Source organism: Pontibacter sp. H249 (genome assembly GCF_037892465.1).
In the GTDB taxonomy this organism is placed as follows: Bacteria; Bacteroidota; Bacteroidia; order Cytophagales; family Hymenobacteraceae; genus Pontibacter.
Window position 1 is genome coordinate 77,602 of sequence record NZ_JBBKTR010000001.1, and the last position, 16,402, is coordinate 94,003.

Below are 16,402 nucleotides of genomic sequence, written 5' to 3' on the forward strand. Positions count from 1 at the left end.
TGCAGCATTAACCTTCGCTACGCTTCGGCTTTTTCTGCACCAATCCGTTAGCGGTTATTGCATACACGTACCCCACTTCATAAAGGCAGAAAATGTCAATAAATAAGATCCATCACATAGCAGGCCTGACAATAACAGCTTTTGTAGGAATTCATTTATTTAATCACCTGGTGAGCATTGGGGGTGCTGATAAGCATGTTGAAATGATGCATACTCTTCGGCCCTTTTATCGGAACATTTTTGTAGAATCAATTTTATTATTTGCCTTTTTTGTCCAAATTGTTTCAGGCCTAAAACTTTTTAAAGAAAACAGAAAATCAGCAACTTCGCAATTTGATAAACTACAACTCTGGACAGGACTTTATCTGGCGATTTTTTTCATTATCCATTTAAGTGCTGTTTTTAGTGGACGACATTTTTTGCATCTAGACACCAACTTTTATTTTGGAGTAGCAGGATTAAATTCGCTTCCTTTCAACTTGTTTTTTATACCCTATTACGGCCTTGCCATCGTTTCATTTTTCGGGCACATAGCATCAATTCATAGTAAAAAAATGAAACAGTCAATTTTTGGTTTGTCTCCAAACAAACAATCGTTCGCAATCTTAACTTTTGGAATTATTCTGACCATTGTAATATTTTACGGACTTACAAATCATTTTCAAGGAGTTACGATCCCAAAAGAATACGAAGTTTTAATCGGAAAATAAAAAAACGAACCATTAGTGGTCATTGAAATCGACCTTATTCAATATACAGAAGAACATATGAAACGCAATGGTCAGGTATGCAGCATTCCTGCTAAATCAATCTTAAAAAAAGACTCTAAGTTGTATGACTATACTGACAGTTACCAAAGTTTTTTTTCCGACACTGAAGGGGAAATTGACTCAACAAAAATTGGGATATTGTTTTTTCAGGCAAGTCTAAATTGGGGAATACACTATTCGCAATAAGAAACAAAATTGTTGGTTTGTTTGGTTTAAAAACATCAGGACAAACAAGTAACAAGCAGAAACTGCTGGACAATTTTAAATGCGTGCCAGGGGATCAACTTGGCCTTTTTAAAGTATATGACAAAACAGAAAATGAAGTTGTATTAGGCGAAGATGACAAACATTTAGATTTCAGGGTTTCATTATTTTTGGACAAACTTCTGGACGACGCAGACAAAAAAAGTTTGACGATAACAACGACAGTAAAATTCAATAACTTCTTCGGGCGCGTTTATTTTTTGATCGTGAGGCCTTTTCATAAACTTATTGTTCAGGCAATGTTAAAAGGCATTCTTAAGCGAATCGAAAATGAAAAGGCAACCAACCGCTAACAAGGGGTTGATAGTATGCCCGGGTTATATGCAGCCGGTTCATTCTACTTTTTAATTACTTTAATGCTGTCCGAGGGTGAAGGGCAATTAACCGGGCACAACTCAAACCCACAACCGTAAGCTGCAAGCGAACAAGCGACAGTGAGATAGACAATGAAATAGAAAATTGAGTTAATACATAAAAAGAAAAGAAGGACATTCCATGCAGAAAAAGTCTTTAGTGGTAATTGACATTCAAAATGATATTACCAAAAACTACAAAGGAATCATTGACAATGTTAATCGGTCAATAGATTGGGCAGTGGAAAATGAGATTCATGTTGTTTACATAAGACATTATAACTTATCTGACGGCACAAGGACTTTCAAACCTAATACTCGTGGGTCTGAATTAGTTTCGGACATGAAATTAGTTTCCAAAAACATTTTTGAAAAGTCCAAAGGCAACGCATTGACCAGCGAAGATTTTGCTGACTTTATCAAGAAAAATGAAATAAGTGAATTTTACATTACAGGAGCAGACGCCATTGCCTGCGTGAAATCAACTGTATATAATATGTGCAAGGAAAACTACAAAGTTACAGTCTTGTCAGATTGTATTACGAGTTATGACAATAGGAAAATTGACGAAATGCTAGACTATTACGAGAAGAAAGGAAGTGAAGTATTCACACTTGAGGAATTAAAAAAATCCAGCAGCTAACAAGGTGTATAGTGCATTGCTTTCGGAATACGCACTATAAACAAACCATTGTAAGCATTAATAAAGAATGGACTTTCTAATAGAAGATGGCTACTATTTGTCTGATGGCCACGAACATATTAATTGGCATGCAGGACTTAAATTTGAAAGTATAAACTACATTGCTTTTTGGTTTAAGAAAAATAATGTCGTCAACTATGCTGCTAAAGATGGAATAGCAGTATTCGATAAAAGTGAATTTGCATCTGAAGGAGAATATGAACTTATAGGTGATAAGGTTAAGGTCTATATTAACAGAGGAAACAAGTTCGAAGTAAAGCGAACATTTATTGTCATTCAAAAAGGACAAGTAATGGATGAAAACGACGAGATCTACGATTATAAATACTGGAACTAGAAAGCCAGCACTCAACAATAGCTAAACCACACCAAGGCGTGTTTTAGTCTAAGACTGTTGTGCGTCATAAAGATTAAAATTATAAGGATGGATAAGAGAATTGCAATTAAAATAATGTTGTGTCTAGTCGTAGCTATAACGATTTTTCACATGGCTATTCTTTTCAAGGTTATTCCCTATGAAATTACATGGGGTGGTAGATTAAAGAGTGATTCTGAGATGTATGTGTTCGAATCAATATCTTTAGCAATTAATTTCTTTTTGGGTTTCGTTCTTTTAATAAAAGGAAAGTATGTGAAGCAGATTTTACCCCTGAAAATTGTGAACATTGTTTTATGGGCATTTCTGATATTGTTTATCTTAAACACTATTGGAAACATTGTAGCGAAGACAAACTTTGAGAAATACTTTGCAATTATAACGCTCTCTTTCTCTATTCTGATTTGGATTATTCTGAATAAAAGCAATAAGCCACGAAGGCACAACAACACCTATAGTGCATAAACGTACCCTGGTCCAGACGTTAGCAGTCTAACCCCTATCAAAATGGCTCAGCGCCTCCAAAAATTTAAAAAGATAAAGTACAGAAGTATTTATGCTGTTACAGTAGTTGTGTTTATGATTCTCGGTATTTCCTCGAGAGTGTTTTCAGCTCATTTACCATTTTTCATAGCAAATAATGCTGGCGACATACTTTGGGCTGGTATGCTTTACTTTGTTTTTAGGGGCTTGTTTATAAGCAGAACTTTAGGCTGGGCCTTGGTTGCTAGCTTAGTCTTTAGCTTTTTAATTGAGTTCAGTCAGCTGTACCAGGCAGATTGGTTAAACAGTATCAGAAGTACAACTTTAGGTGCCCTGGTTTTAGGCAAGGGATTCTTGGCCGTAGATCTGCTCCGGTACAGTTTTGGGGTAGCTTTAGCCTATTTTGCAGACATACTTATAATAAAGCATTCCCCGGACACTCCACACACAATAAACAGTTAGCCTCACAAGCTGGACCTGCTAAACCATTTCATTATAACCTTCAGGAGAGACTATTTCTAGAATCTGAAGAATGCTGCAAAGCTCTCTTTAACCGGAATAATGAAGGGGTCCAATATTTAAAAAGCTCAAAAGTATGGGCTATACACCCCACTCCTCTCCTAGCACCTGCAACGGCAAAGGACCATACTTTAGATATGCCTCATGAAAGGCTCTAATGTCAAAACCCTGCTGTTGCTTTTCCTGCTGCAGTTTTTTAAGTATAAAGTTCTCTCCTACCTTATAAGTATGCACCTGCACCGGCCACCGAAGCATACGGTCAATTTCTCGCTGGGCAATATCATCCTGGTTAGGGATGTGCTTTTTCCAAAAGGCAAGGGCTTGCTCTTTTGTCCAGCCGTCGTAGTTCAGGCCCACATCCATTACCACCCGCGCCGAGCGAACCAGGTCCCACTCCAGCTTTCCCAGGTAGTCGTAAGGGGTTTTGTAAAGGCCCAGCTCCTGCCCTAGTTCTTCGGTATAGGCTGCCCAGCCTTCCGAGTAGGCAAAGTACCAGAACAGGTTGCCAAGAGGGTTCTGCCCGTTCAGCTGCCGCCGCCTCTCCGACTGGTAATGATGCCCCGGCACGCCCTCGTGCAGCAACAGGAAATCCATGGAGCGGGTGTTGTGGCGCTGTTGGTAAAAGTTATACAGGAAAGTAGTGTTGTGCGCAGCATAAATACCCGGCGGAGAATCTTTATCTACATTTTGGATTTCGGAAAAGTATAAACTGCGGATATCAGAAGTAGTGAACAGCTTTGGCATATGCTGCTGCACTGTTTTATACTTTTGCTTATAACTACTTTCAATTTCTTTCTCTCTTGTAAGTATAAATCTACTGTTGTTAAGATGCTCGTAAAAGCCGGTGCTGTCGTGGGCATAACCTAATTGCGCCTGCACCTGCCGTATTTGCTGCTGCACTTTTATCACTTCCTGTAAGCCAAAAGCCTTTAGCTCTTCCGGCGTTAGGGGCAAGCTTAGGTACTCCTGCAGCCAATACGTATAGATTTCCTTGCCAAGTGGCTGGTAAAGTATACCCTCTTGGGTTGGCGGCTGTGTAGCTACTTGCTTATATTTTTGCTGCAGTGCGATGCGGCGCAGGTTCAGGTCGAGTTCATAGAGCAATTGCCTGTAGTATAGTTTATACTTACCTGTTAGCCGCTCCGGGTTTATACTTTCTGCAGCTGCAGCTGTTTGCCTGAACAGCTTCTCTTGCCTTGCTAGCTCCTGCTCACCTTTTATACTTTGGAGCCGATCTACATAACTAAGTGCAGGCCCAGGCATCTGCAGAGAACGATATGCTGAGGCAAAATCGCGCATGATGGAAAGCAAACGTTCTTCCTCTGTAGGGGCAGGCTGGCTGCTACCTAATAGTATCAGCAAGGGCAAATACAGAACGTATAAAAAAAATTTATTTGCTTCCAAAGTTCTGATTGTTTCTTATTTCTTTAATCCAGCTATCGACCATCTCTACCAGTTCCTGGTTAAAGTTGTTTTGTACATAAGCTCCAAACTGACCGCTTTGCTGCAGGCGCAACAGGTTCTGCATAGTGCCTACTTTTATAAAACCATGGTCGGTGCCGGGCAAAAATTTGTAAGTAGCCGAGCCGGGATGCATTAAGTTAATACTATTTACCAGCAACTGAGAGTTGTTGGGGCTTATAGAGGCAATATCAGCTTCACCGTAAATTACCAGCACATTGGTACTGGCATCGCGCCAAGCCATATTATAGGGTACTTCCTGTATACTTTGCATAAAAGTATAGTGTCGGCCAAAAACCTGGTCATTGCCGTCGTAATCAAAGTTCTGCTCAAAGTATGGCTTATAAGAAGGGTTCTTAGATAACTCCTCCGGCGTCTTCTTCAGGACCATGAACTCATAAGTAAGCGGCCCCAGAACTTTCATGTCCTGGTCTATTTGTACCGGGTCTGTGCCTACTGCTGCTCGTTGCTCTCTAAAAACATCCAGCATGTATTCATACCACGGCTTGCCGGCCACTCCATAAGCAATAATACCTTTTACTTTAGAATCAGAAGCTATAACAGGGGCTGTATTGGCCCCAAGCGAGTGCCCGAACAAGTATACATTTTCCGCATCTACAAAGTCGTAGGTCTTTAGTTTTTTAAGTGCAGCCGAGAAGGCAGCCAACTCTTCCGGAAAAGCAATTTGAGTGCAGGGAGCGCTGCCCTGGCTGTCGCCGGAACCGGGTTTATCCATTTTAAATACCGCATACCCTTTCGCTACCAAACCATCCATCAGCTTGCGCTGCGGGTCGTTTGGCTGCAGGTTATCAATGGAATTACAGCCATAGCCCTGCAGAAAGAACACTGCCGGGTACCTGCCTTTGCCTTTAGGTCGTTTTGCAATAAGGCGGGTATAGCCATGTTCTGTTTTCACCTCATCATACACAAGCTCAGCATTTGGGTCTGTTTCGCGGGGCATTTCCCTTACCTTCTCCTTCAGTGTTATACTTTTACCGTTTCGGATGATTTGCAGCGTTACAGCCTCGCCGGTTTTAAAGGTGCGAGCTTTGGCTACTACATCGTTATGCGTTTTGATGTCAGTATCGTTGATCTTCAGAATTACATCATTGGGCTGTAGCTTTAGTGCAGCGGCAGTGCTGTTGGGAATTACAGCGGCCACTACTCCTCCTGCCGTAGATTTCATTTTATAAACAGATGCCAGCGAGTCGGAAACCGGGGCAATCTGCACGCCCAGGAAAGGGCGGCGCTTCAGGTTCTGAGCCTGAGCTTGAAGTAACAAGCCACAAGTAAAGGCTGCTACAATCAGTAAATTAATCTTTTTCATAGGTAGTTCTGTAGTTTGGCAAACTAAAGATAAGTATAATGCAGCGTGTGCACCGGTATTAAATTGCTAATTTCTGATAATTGAGCTGGTAAACAGATGGTGCCTTGCCCGTGGCTTTCCTGAAAAGTTTACTAAAAGCCTGCACCTCTCTAAAACCACAGGCCACTGCCACTTCTGCTATGGTTAAACCGCCTACCTGCAGTAGTTCCTGTGCCAGCTGTAGGCGTAGATGCAGCAGGTACTGGTAAGGCGATTTGCCAAAGGTAGCTTTAAACTGCCTCAGAAAATGGTACTCCGACAGGCTGGCCACCTCGGCTAACTGTGCCAGGTTTAGGGGCTCGGAAATGTTATCGTGCAGGTAATCGCGGGTGTTAAGCAGGCGCCGGAGCAGTTCCTCGCGGGTAGTTTTTTTACGGGCTGGTACCAGGTGCACGTACTGCTGGTTAGTAGACTGCAACTGGCAAAGTTCTTCGGCCAGGTTCAGGAACAACTCTTCGGTCTGGGCAGTTTCGGTAAACAGATCTTCCTGCAGCAGGTAGCGCAGGTAATCCAGTTTAGGCTTTAAGGTAAGTTTACTTGCCTCAAACACATGTTCAAATACTTCCGGTGCACTGGCATTAATCTCTTCCAGATCAAGCAATTTATCTGTTTGCTGCTGCAGTGTTCCCCACACTTGTGTCACCAGCTCAGAGTTCAGATACAGGCAAAGGCCCTCTACTGTACTAGCTTCATTTACCTCTACTTTGCAGGCGCTGCCGTGGCCAACAACCAACAACTTGCCATCAGTAACAGTATGGCGGCGGCCGTTCACACTATAGCGTTCTCTCCCTGATACAACATACTTCAGGGCATAGCCGTGCTGGTTTATTGTTTCCCCGGAATAAGATTTAAAGAAAGAATGGTAGATATGAGAAGTATCTGCTGGCACAGGCACTGCTGTCTGCCCTTCAACGAGCCGCGAAAAGCTGGGTACAACTGGCCCTGTAGTATTAATTTTCATAGTTAGGTATAAAGTAGCGGTTACTGCCCTTATGCAGACTCTTAAATTTATCTGTTTTTAGCCACTAAAGAAATAATCTGAAAATAATTTAAAATTTATGTAACTTAAAGGAGCAAAAAGGCCTGCCTTTTGCGTTACAATTTAACAGAGCGTTAATGCCAGTCAAATCAGCCGGCATTCTTATTACCAGGCGCCAGAATCTTCTAACTTGAGATCCTATGACGCGATTTTTCCGACCTACTGAATTGCTGAACTTCGCTATACGGTTCATACAGATCATTATTGTATTTCCGATGGCTGGTTTACTTAGCTTCTACATACCGCCCTACAACTCCATGGACTACGAGCTGCACTTTTTACTGTGCCTGATGTTCGCAGCCGCCGTTTCGGTTATTGTTACCAAGATCAGCCGCAAGCTTATCGTGCTTATGTTTATAGGTATGCTGGGCGTAATGGCTTTTAATAAAACCTTTAAAGACCAGACACTCGAAGGCGTTTACAACGATTATAACGCCATGCTGGTGAACATGACCAGCAATCCGCACAAAGTGTCTTACTTTAAGCCGGTAAGAGGTACTTATTTTCAGGACCAGCGCGTGAAAAGCGCCATGCAGCCTACACACCCTAAAGTAAGGGCCTTTGCCGTAGAAAACTCTACCCGCTATTTCCACGACGAGTATTACCGCAAGTTTGGTAAGGCAACCCGTTACTTCTCCCTGTTTAAGCACGTGCGCATGAACTGGAAATATGTAAACGACCCGCTGGGCATGGACTACTACTCACCTCCTACCGAAAGTATGGGCCTGCTAGCCGGCGACTGCGATGATTATGCTATACTTCTGGCATCATCTGTAATGGCAATTGGCGGTGAGGCGCGTATTGTCATATCTCCAACGCATATGTATACAGAAGTTAAGGTAGGCACCACAGACGATATTGATCAGGTTAGCTTTGCCATCAGAACCCTGTTCCCGGACGAGGTAAACGGCGGTAAGATCCACTTCCACGAAACAGGCGGCGACCTTTGGGTTAACTTCGACTATACGGCCAGCTACCCGGGTGGCCCGTTCCTGGAGCCGGAACTTTACAGCGTGATTACATTTAACAAATAAAAGAAAAGGCACTTCTGCTTAAGCCCTTCTGCCCCGGTAGAGGGCTTTTTGTTTTATAATTGGCTGCATCTGGTATACTTCGCAAAAAAGAACAATCCTCATTTCTTTCTGCTTTTGATTTTGTAATCTTGCGCCAACCTGCACAAAAGGTGTTTATATTTGTTATGGGTTGATACTGCCCAAACTTTTTACTTGAGATGAGAGATTGGATTATTCGCTATACGTTCTTCTTTATGGGTCTGCTCTTGTTTGGCTTGGGCAACGCGCTGGCATTTAAAGTAAAGTACCTGGGCCTGCACCCTTGGGAGGTATTGAATGTGGCTTTCTGGCAGAAGTTCGGTTTAACGGTAGGTAGCTGGAGCGTGATTACAGGTTTGTTCCTGGTGGGCGTATCGTGGTTCATGCACCGCAAGTACATCAGCATCGGCACATTCCTAAACGCCCTGCTCATTGGTCCTTTCATGGATTTTTTCCTGTGGCTGGATATTTTGCCTGATAAAACCGGCAGCTGGATAGACTATACATATCTGCTTATGGCCATTGTAATTGGCGGTATTGCCGGAGGCATGTATGTGGCTGGTGGCATAGGAGCCGGCCCGCGCGATGGCTTTATGCTTACCATCTCCGACAGAACAAAGTTATCGGTAAGCAAGGCCCGCATTATGGTAGAATCGGTGGTACTGGTGATTGGTTGGCTAATGGGCGGACCAGTCTTCGTTGTTACCTTTTTCTATACTTTGCTCTTCAGTCCGATCTTCCAGTACACGCTAAAATTCTTCGTGAACATGCGGGAAAAGCTAAGTCCTGCGCCTGCCACCCAGAAAGCTAAAGTATAAACCTTGTACTTTGGATGCCGGATATTCCTGCTAAACTTACTATATTTAACTAAATTGATAGAAACAGGGCCGCTACAAAGTATAAATAGCCCTAAACCATACAAACTATGAGCACAGAAGTGAGAAACCTGGAGCCAAAGAAGCTCTGGAACAATTTTGCAGATCTGAACGCTGTACCACGTCCTTCTAAAAAAGAAGAGCGCGTAATTAAATTTATCAAAGAGTTTGGCGAGGGCCTTGGCCTGGAAACTCACGTGGACGAAGTTGGCAATGTGATCATCAAGAAACCAGCCAGCAAAGGCATGGAAAACCGGCAGACGGTTGCTATCCAAAGCCATTTGGACATGGTGCACCAGAAAAACGCCGACACCAATTTCGACTTTGATACGCAAGGCATTGAGATGTACGTGGACGGTGACTGGGTAAGAGCCAAAGGCACTACCCTGGGCGCTGATAACGGCATGGGGGTGGCCTCTATCATGACGCTGCTGGCCTCTACCGACATTGCTCACCCTCCTATCGAAGCGCTTTTTACCATTGATGAAGAAACGGGCATGACTGGCGCTATGGGCCTGAAAGGCGGTTTGCTGGAAGCGAGTATCATGCTGAACCTGGATACGGAAGACGACCGTGAACTGACCATAGGTTGTGCCGGTGGCATAGATGTAACCGCTACAGGCAAGTATGAGCAGGCAGCAGCACCAGCTGGTGCTAAAGGCTACAGGCTAAGTATAAAAGGCTTAACCGGCGGCCACTCCGGCATGGATATTCACCGTGGCCGTGGTAATGCCAACAAGCTGATGAACCGTGTGCTGTCGCTGGCGGTAGAGCAGTTTAATGTGCGTGTGGGAACCATAGACGGAGGCGGTTTGCGTAACGCTATTCCACGCGAAAGTTTTGCTGAAGTTGCCGTTCCTGCTGAAAAGGAAAACGACTTCAAAGCTTTTTTAGAAGAGCAAAAGACCCTACTTACAAATGAACACAGCACGACAGACCCTAACCTGCAGGTTATGCTTGAAAGTATAGATACGCCGGCACAGGTGGCTGCAGCAGACTTCACAGGTAAGCTGGTACGCGCCCTATATGCCTGCCCGAACGGCATTTACCGCATGAGCCCCGACATCGAAAGCCTGGTGCAGACATCGAATAACGTGGCGCGTGTGCTGGTAAAAGATGGCGAGTTTACCATACTTTGCTTAACCCGCAGCTCCGTAGATTCTGAGAAAATGGATTTGGCCCGCGCCATTAAATCTGCATTAGAGTTAGCTGGTGCCGATGTGAAGTTCAGTGGCTCTTACCCTGGCTGGATGCCAAAACCGGATGCTACCATCGTGAAGCTGATGAGTGACCTGTACCGTTCTAAATTTAACGATGAGCCACACGTAAACGCCTGCCACGCCGGCTTAGAGTGCGGTATACTGGGTGCTAATTACCCGAGCATGGAAATGATCTCCTTCGGCCCAAACATTACCGGCGCACACTCCCCAGACGAGAAAGTACAGATAAGCTCGGTGCAGAAGTACTGGGATTTCCTGCTGGATACACTGGCCAAAACACCTGAGAAAGTATAATTATACTTTAGATACAAAAACGCCGCTCAAGTATAAACCTGAGCGGCGTTTTTATTTTGCACCTACTGATGTTTAGTAATTATACATCTTTTCATAATATTCATGCGCCATTCTGTCGGCATCAAAGCCAGGAATTACATCGCGCATACTTTGTTTTACAATCTGCAGCCACTTGTCAGGGTTACTGTAGTAAGTTGTAATAATCTCCTGCTCTAGTATTCGCATCATGTTCTCGTGGTCGATGTCGTCCTGTACGTGGTCTGGTAACGTGGTATCTACTATCGGAATAATAAAGCTGTTTTCGCCGTGGCGGGAGAATTCTGGAATCCATCCATCCTGAATAGAGAAATTTACCGATCCGTTCATGGCAGCCGTCATGCCGCTGGTGCCGGATGCTTCTCGTGGGCGCCGTGGTGTGTTCAGCCATATATCAGAGCCCTGCTTTAAGAGGCGCGATAGCTGTAATTCGTATCCGGTAAGTACAGCAACATTGTCTCGTTTATAAGACATCTTGATCAGTTTATTAAATATCTGTACGGCACCGTGGTCAAATGGGTAAGGTTTACCAGCCCAAATAATCTGAACCGGAAAATCAGGATTACTAATCAGCCTGAAGAACCTTTCTGCATCTCGTAATAACAAATCGGCACGTTTATAAGCCGCAAAACGCCTTGCCCACACAATAGTTAGCACTTCCGGCCTGAACAGCTTGCCCGCCTGGTTCGCCACCACGTCAAAAAGCTGCTTTTTCATCTCACTTTTTCGTTTCCGCAGTGTGTTGTCATCATCACTGTTCAAGGCTTCCTGCATGGTTTTATCCATCCAGTAAGGTACGTTCTGCGCATTGGTGATGGCCTTTATCTCACACACTCCCTCGTTGTCGTACCACATCGTGCGTGCTACTTCGCCGTGCAACTGCGAAACTCCGTTTGATACTTTTGACAGGCGCAATGCCGCCAGCGTATGATTGAACATCAGGGCGTGCATGCCTGTAATGCGCCTAGCTTCCTCCAAAGGTATGCCGTTAAAGAAGCCCATCTGGTCAAGTAAATGAATATCGTGTTCTTCGTTTCCGGCTTTTTCTGGTGTGTGGGTAGTAAATACCATGTGCCTGCGCACATCCTCCACATTCCGGAACTGTTTGTACAAGTGGAAAGCCAGCGGCAAAGCATGGCCCTCGTTCATATGATAAATATCGGCGCCACCTAATGCCTCTACTACCTTTGCACCGCCAATACCTAACACAATGCTCTGCGCAATGCGGGCCATGGGTTCCGGGTCGTACAAGCGCTGGGTTATTGTCTGAGCCAGGTGGTCGTTTTCGGGTACCTCGGTGGTTAAGAAATACATCGGAACAGTACCGAATATCTCTGGCTTAAGCACCATGGCTCTAACCAGAACAGGATGATCATTTACTTCAACTTCAACTGTTATACCACTATACTCCAAGTAATTATAGTACTTCTTCTGGAAGAGCACGCGCATTGTCTGGTCTTCGCTCCGTTCCTGGTCATAGTAGCCAAACTTCCAGAGCATCCCGATACCAATCATATCCTGCCGCAGATCAAAGGCGCTGCGCATATGAGAGCCAGCCAGAAAACCCAAGCCGCCAGAGTATGTTTTTAGTGCCTGATGTATGGCAAACTCCATACTAAAGTAAGCCACTTTTTTTGTATACCTTTTGTCTATGTCGTGTGGGTGCGACCACCGGTTATATTGCGTCATAATCCGTAAGTGTTTAGTGATGGCATTAGTTTAATATTGTGCTTTTCTACAGTAAACCAATACCTGTCGCAAAATCCTATTTAGTTGTCTACCAGACTTCAGAATAGTTAATTGCATAATACAAGGCTACGCCATTTATACTTAACTTGATACAGTTTTGCCTTATAATTAACGTAAGCATGGCCTCAATTATAAATCAATACCATTCTAAAACAAAAAACCGCAGCGGCCTGATACGTAAGCCGCTGCGGTTTCTAGCACGAATAATATAAGTAGTTGCCTACTTAAGTTCTTCGTAAAGCTTTTTAGATTTTACGCTAAGTGAAAACCAATCGTAGTTGTTGCGGAGCATCTGGAAATTAGATCCCTCCACTACACCATTTATTCCTTTTTCTTCTAACTGTTGGGCAAGCACATTGTCTCTGATTACAAAGCTATCTACAACCAACCCCTCTTTTAAAAAAGAGCATTTCATACCATTGCCCTCGTTCTTGTACAATAAAACGTGGCTTTCACCTAATCCTTCTTTAAGTCTATCTAATTCTTTCATAGTTACTAAAGTTACAACCTTAACACGCTTACTAAAAGCGTATAGTTCAAATTAAAAACAGATAATTTAAAAAATAATCTAGAATTGGGTAAATGGCATTATTTTTTGGGTAAAAATAATTTTTAAGCTAATTTACAGATATCCCTACGCTGTTTATGCTCATTTTTCCTACATCTGCTTAGATGTCTATCTACTTATGTTTCTAGTCTCAACGCTTCCTATATCAAGCATTTATACTTTTCAGACAAGCAGATGCAGTCAGACCATCTCATTAAAACCAAATAAAACAGTGCAATTTAAGTAAACCCAATCCACTACCTTTTCGTAAAAGCCTAAAGTTATTATTGCATTGCTATATAGTATTCAACTTTTGGCCCTAACGATTCACATATCAATGCACCAGAACCAAAGTTTAAGCACGGAACATACCGGCTGTAAGCTATGGCATGGCTGCACCACATATCTTTGTTTAGCCCAAAGCTGAGTATTAAACCGGAACTGAATAGTCAAACCTAAACTTCACCCGTTTTGTACCAGGCAGACATTAACCAAGCCCATTCCTTTTTAAGGGATTTGATTAGCCGAGTTATCTCCACACAAGGTTTGGAGTGGCTTGACCAAAAAGTAACATTGCTTTCTGGGGAGGCAGCTCAGGCTAAAGACCTTTACCTTTCGTTTAGTGCAGCCCCACGCTTTGTTGGCAAAGCGAAGTTAGAGCTAACGGAGCAGGACTTACAAAAGGCAGAGAGTATCAGAGCTGGTTTTAACCCTTCTAACTGGACTGCTGCACAAGCTGCACGCACAATACTTATACTTTCTGTACAGCACCAGAACCCTGAAGTATATCTGCAAACCATAGAAAAGCTGTTTAACACAGCTGATATGGGTGAACTGGTGGCTTTATATGCTGCTCTTCCGTTGATACCACACCCTGAACAATTTAAGAAAAGAGCAGCTGAGGGTGTGCGTACTAACATGGGAGATGTTTTTGAGGCTGTAGCTCTGAATAACCCCTACCCTGCCGACCACATGGAAGAAGATGCCTGGAACCAGATGGTGCTGAAAACCCTGTTTGTAGGCAAACCTATCTACCGCATCTATGGCATCGAAAAACGCGTTAACCCAAAACTGGCGCGCATGCTGAGCGACTACGCCCACGAACGCTGGGCAGCAGGCCGCACCGTATCCCCGGAACTATGGCGTTCTGTTGGACCATATTTAGACGATGCACTGCTACAGGATATCAAGAAGCTATTTGCACAACCCAACGAGCTAGAAAGAGAAGCGGCGGCCCTTGCCTGCACCCAAAGCACTTTTGCTCCTGCACAGGAACTTCTTAATGAGTACGCTACACTAAAAGAGCGGGTAAGCCGCGGCGAAATTACCTGGGACCTGATCGGGAACAGACTTTTGCAGATGAACTAACTAATCCAATTATAATCTATCATCAACTTTTACACTTACAACCTTTAGCCTTATGAACCCACACAACCTGATGCTGATCGATCCGCATATTCACATGACTTCCCGCACCACAGACGACTACCAGCGCATGCGCGAGGCAGGCATTGTGGCAATTATAGAACCTGCTTTCTGGTTGGGCCAGCCCCGCACCGAAGTAGGCTCATTTAAAGATTACTTCAGCAGCCTGGTTGGTTGGGAGCGTTTCAGAGCAAGTCAGTTTGGCATCAAGCACTATTGCACCATCGGCCTTAACTCTAAGGAGGCAAATAACGAAGCGCTTGCCGAGCAGGTAATGGAGCTACTGCCGCTATTCGTGTGCAAAGAAGGCGTGGTAGGCATTGGCGAGATCGGTTATGATGACCAGACTCCTGCCGAAGATCGCTTCTTCAGAGCGCAACTGGATCTTGCTCGTGAGGTAGGCCTGCCAGTACAGATACACACGCCGCACCGCGATAAGAAAGCAGGCACGATAACAAGTATGGAAGTATGCCTGGAGCATGGTATTGCCCCACATATGGTTATTGTAGACCACAACAACGAAGAAACCGTACGCGATGTGTTGGACCGTGGCTTTTGGGCTGCCTTTACTATTTACCCTAACTCTAAAATGGGCAATGAGCGTATGGTGGAGGTTGTAAAACAGTATGGCTCTGAGAGAATTATTGTAAACAGCTCCGCAGATTGGGGTGTATCAGATCCGCTTTCGGTACCTAAAACAGCTTCTTTAATGCTGGAGAAAGGCATCAGCATAGAAGATGTACGCAAAGTATGCTACCAGAACGCCCTGGATGCCTTTGGCCAGAGCGGACAGATGAGTGAGTCGGATTGGCTGACACCAGCTACTGTAGACCAACGTGAGAAATTCTCTGACAACTCTATACTTCGTGGCGGACAGACACCTGTGGTAGGCGAGATAAAAGCCAACAATGTGCTGGAGTCTAACATCGTACGATAAAGCATGATGACACTAGGAGCATACCTGAGGCTAATGCGCCCGGCAAACATTGTAACTGCTGTGGCAGATATCATGATGGGTTTTGCCGCATCGGGTGCATTAGCCTCTATTACTTTATGGGAGAATAGCTTTATGCCAGAATACCTGCAGCCGCTAGGTTGGCTGGTACTGGCAACTATTGGCCTCTATGGTGGCGGGGTGGTGTTTAACGATGTGTTTGATGCCGAACTGGATAAAGTGGAGCGCCCTGAAAGGCCCATACCAAGTGGCAAAGCAAGTATAGCCGGTGCAAGCATACTGGGAGCCATACTTTTGGCTGGTGGTTTACTGGCAGCCTGGCAGGTATCACGTATAAGTGCAGCCATAGCTGTAGCCATTGCCCTGCTAGCCCTGCTTTACGACTGGAAAGGGAAACACAATACATTGTTAGGACCTGTAAACATGGGTGCCTGCCGTGGCGGCAATTTGCTGCTAGGCGTTAGTGCCATACCGGCTATGGTAGAAAGCCTTTGGTTTATTGCTCTTATACCGATCGTTTACATTGCCGCTATCACCATGGTAAGCCGCGGTGAAGTGCACGGAGGTAACACGGCTGCCCTAAAAGCCGCACTACTAATGTATTTGATGGTGTTTATCGGCATCTTCAGCCTTGGTTTGCTCCCGCAGTTTAACCTGCTGTACAGTATTCCGTTCCTGCTGCTGTTTGCTTACCTGATCTTTCCGCCACTGGTGCGCGCTATGCCTGCCAGAGAACCTAAACTGATTATTAAAGCTGTAAAAGCCGGCATACTTTCCCTTATTGTAATGAATGCAAGTATAGCAGCTGGCTTTGCCGGCTGGCAGTATGGCCTGATGGTGCTGCTGCTTTTACCGGTATCTATTTACATTGCCCGAAACTTTAGCGTAACTTAAATGAAGTACCTTTTTAAAGCA

The 16,402-nt window shown here is 44.3% G+C and carries 16 protein-coding genes; 11 read left to right on the forward strand and 5 right to left on the reverse strand.

All coding sequences use genetic code 11. The annotated features are described in order from the left end of the window. Window positions 1–92 precede the first annotated feature (92 nt). The 5 genes from WG943_RS00380 (at window position 93) to WG943_RS00400 (ending at window position 3,411) form a co-directional block, all read left to right on the forward strand. Complete coding sequence (locus WG943_RS00380; protein ID WP_340406052.1) at window positions 93–710, forward strand: hypothetical protein; 618 nt, start codon at window positions 93–95, stop codon at window positions 708–710. 197 nt (window positions 711–907) lie between these two features. Then, window positions 908–1,327, forward strand: a complete 420-nt coding sequence (locus WG943_RS00385) for a DUF2867 domain-containing protein (protein ID WP_340406534.1) — start codon at window positions 908–910, stop codon at window positions 1,325–1,327. A 202-nt stretch (window positions 1,328–1,529) separates the two neighbouring features. Further along, a complete protein-coding gene (locus WG943_RS00390; RefSeq protein WP_340406054.1) occupies window positions 1,530–2,030 on the forward strand; it encodes a cysteine hydrolase family protein in 501 nt (166 codons plus the stop codon). A 67-nt stretch (window positions 2,031–2,097) separates the two neighbouring features. Further along, on the forward strand, window positions 2,098–2,427 hold the full coding sequence (locus tag WG943_RS00395; RefSeq protein WP_340406055.1) for a hypothetical protein: 330 nt from the start codon (window positions 2,098–2,100) through the stop codon (window positions 2,425–2,427). Window positions 2,428–3,045: 618 nt separating this feature from the next. Next, window positions 3,046–3,411 (forward strand): ribosomal maturation YjgA family protein, encoded by a 366-nt coding sequence (locus WG943_RS00400; RefSeq protein WP_340406535.1) that lies wholly within the window; start codon window positions 3,046–3,048, stop codon window positions 3,409–3,411. Window positions 3,412–3,549: 138 nt separating this feature from the next. Here the strand turns inward: WG943_RS00400 and WG943_RS00405 are convergent, their stop codons facing one another. From WG943_RS00405 to WG943_RS00415, 3 genes are read right to left on the reverse strand one after another with little or no spacing between them, the layout of a single operon-like run. Continuing rightward, window positions 3,550–4,830, reverse strand: a complete 1,281-nt coding sequence (locus WG943_RS00405; protein ID WP_340406056.1) for a DUF885 domain-containing protein — start codon at window positions 4,828–4,830, stop codon at window positions 3,550–3,552. A 28-nt stretch (window positions 4,831–4,858) separates the two neighbouring features. Beyond that, a complete protein-coding gene (locus tag WG943_RS00410; protein ID WP_340406058.1) occupies window positions 4,859–6,256 on the reverse strand; it encodes an alpha/beta hydrolase family protein in 1,398 nt (465 codons plus the stop codon). A gap of 58 nt (window positions 6,257–6,314) precedes the next feature. Beyond that, window positions 6,315–7,256 (reverse strand): AraC family transcriptional regulator, encoded by a 942-nt coding sequence (locus WG943_RS00415; RefSeq protein WP_340406060.1) that lies wholly within the window; start codon window positions 7,254–7,256, stop codon window positions 6,315–6,317. A gap of 218 nt (window positions 7,257–7,474) precedes the next feature. Here WG943_RS00415 and WG943_RS00420 point away from each other — a divergent pair, with 218 nt between their 5' ends. The 3 genes from WG943_RS00420 to WG943_RS00430 all read left to right on the forward strand — a co-directional run bounded on the left by WG943_RS00420 (window position 7,475) and on the right by WG943_RS00430 (window position 10,775). Next, window positions 7,475–8,368 carry a transglutaminase gene (locus WG943_RS00420; protein ID WP_340406061.1) on the forward strand — a complete coding sequence of 298 codons (894 nt, stop codon included), beginning with the start codon at window positions 7,475–7,477 and terminating at the stop codon, window positions 8,366–8,368. A gap of 197 nt (window positions 8,369–8,565) precedes the next feature. Beyond that, complete coding sequence (locus WG943_RS00425; RefSeq protein ID WP_340406062.1) at window positions 8,566–9,204, forward strand: YczE/YyaS/YitT family protein; 639 nt, start codon at window positions 8,566–8,568, stop codon at window positions 9,202–9,204. 107 nt (window positions 9,205–9,311) lie between these two features. Then, window positions 9,312–10,775, forward strand: a complete 1,464-nt coding sequence (locus tag WG943_RS00430) for an aminoacyl-histidine dipeptidase (protein WP_340406064.1) — start codon at window positions 9,312–9,314, stop codon at window positions 10,773–10,775. A 72-nt stretch (window positions 10,776–10,847) separates the two neighbouring features. Here the strand turns inward: WG943_RS00430 and glgP are convergent, their stop codons facing one another. Further along, window positions 10,848–12,500 (reverse strand): alpha-glucan family phosphorylase, encoded by a 1,653-nt coding sequence (gene glgP, locus WG943_RS00435; protein ID WP_340406065.1) that lies wholly within the window; start codon window positions 12,498–12,500, stop codon window positions 10,848–10,850. Between the two features lie 280 nt (window positions 12,501–12,780). Continuing rightward, entirely contained in the window at window positions 12,781–13,050 is a 270-nt protein-coding gene (locus WG943_RS00440) for a hypothetical protein (RefSeq protein ID WP_340406067.1), read from the reverse strand. Between the two features lie 528 nt (window positions 13,051–13,578). Between WG943_RS00440 and WG943_RS00445 the strand changes: the two genes are divergently transcribed. Genes WG943_RS00445 through eboC form a run of 3 tightly spaced genes read left to right on the forward strand, consistent with a single transcriptional unit; the run spans window position 13,579 to window position 16,381 of the window. Beyond that, window positions 13,579–14,475, forward strand: a complete 897-nt coding sequence (locus WG943_RS00445) for an EboA domain-containing protein (protein ID WP_340406069.1) — start codon at window positions 13,579–13,581, stop codon at window positions 14,473–14,475. Window positions 14,476–14,527: 52 nt separating this feature from the next. Beyond that, window positions 14,528–15,469: a TatD family hydrolase gene (locus WG943_RS00450; RefSeq protein WP_340406070.1), complete on the forward strand. Its 942-nt coding sequence runs from the start codon at window positions 14,528–14,530 to the stop codon at window positions 15,467–15,469. A gap of 3 nt (window positions 15,470–15,472) precedes the next feature. Next, window positions 15,473–16,381, forward strand: coding sequence for a UbiA-like protein EboC (gene eboC, locus WG943_RS00455; protein ID WP_340406071.1), 909 nt, complete (start codon window positions 15,473–15,475; stop codon window positions 16,379–16,381). Window positions 16,382–16,402 lie beyond the last annotated feature (21 nt).

Bases quoted from the DNA above. Each gene is read 5' to 3' on its own strand.
- WG943_RS00410 (WP_340406058.1), bottom strand. From the start codon at position 6,256: ATGAAAAAGATTAATTTACTGATTGTAGCAGCCTTTACTTGTGGCTTG.
- WG943_RS00440 (WP_340406067.1), bottom strand. From the start codon at position 13,050: ATGAAAGAATTAGATAGACTTAAAGAAGGATTAGGTGAAAGCCACGTT.
- WG943_RS00430 (WP_340406064.1), top strand. From the start codon at position 9,312: ATGAGCACAGAAGTGAGAAACCTGGAGCCAAAGAAGCTCTGGAACAAT.
- WG943_RS00415 (WP_340406060.1), bottom strand. From the start codon at position 7,256: ATGAAAATTAATACTACAGGGCCAGTTGTACCCAGCTTTTCGCGGCTC.
- WG943_RS00425 (WP_340406062.1), top strand. From the start codon at position 8,566: ATGAGAGATTGGATTATTCGCTATACGTTCTTCTTTATGGGTCTGCTC.
- WG943_RS00450 (WP_340406070.1), top strand. From the start codon at position 14,528: ATGAACCCACACAACCTGATGCTGATCGATCCGCATATTCACATGACT.
- WG943_RS00380 (WP_340406052.1), top strand. From the start codon at position 93: ATGTCAATAAATAAGATCCATCACATAGCAGGCCTGACAATAACAGCT.
- eboC (WP_340406071.1), top strand. From the start codon at position 15,473: ATGATGACACTAGGAGCATACCTGAGGCTAATGCGCCCGGCAAACATT.
- WG943_RS00420 (WP_340406061.1), top strand. From the start codon at position 7,475: ATGACGCGATTTTTCCGACCTACTGAATTGCTGAACTTCGCTATACGG.
- WG943_RS00395 (WP_340406055.1), top strand. From the start codon at position 2,098: ATGGACTTTCTAATAGAAGATGGCTACTATTTGTCTGATGGCCACGAA.
- WG943_RS00400 (WP_340406535.1), top strand. From the start codon at position 3,046: ATGATTCTCGGTATTTCCTCGAGAGTGTTTTCAGCTCATTTACCATTT.
- glgP (WP_340406065.1), bottom strand. From the start codon at position 12,500: ATGACGCAATATAACCGGTGGTCGCACCCACACGACATAGACAAAAGG.
- WG943_RS00390 (WP_340406054.1), top strand. From the start codon at position 1,530: ATGCAGAAAAAGTCTTTAGTGGTAATTGACATTCAAAATGATATTACC.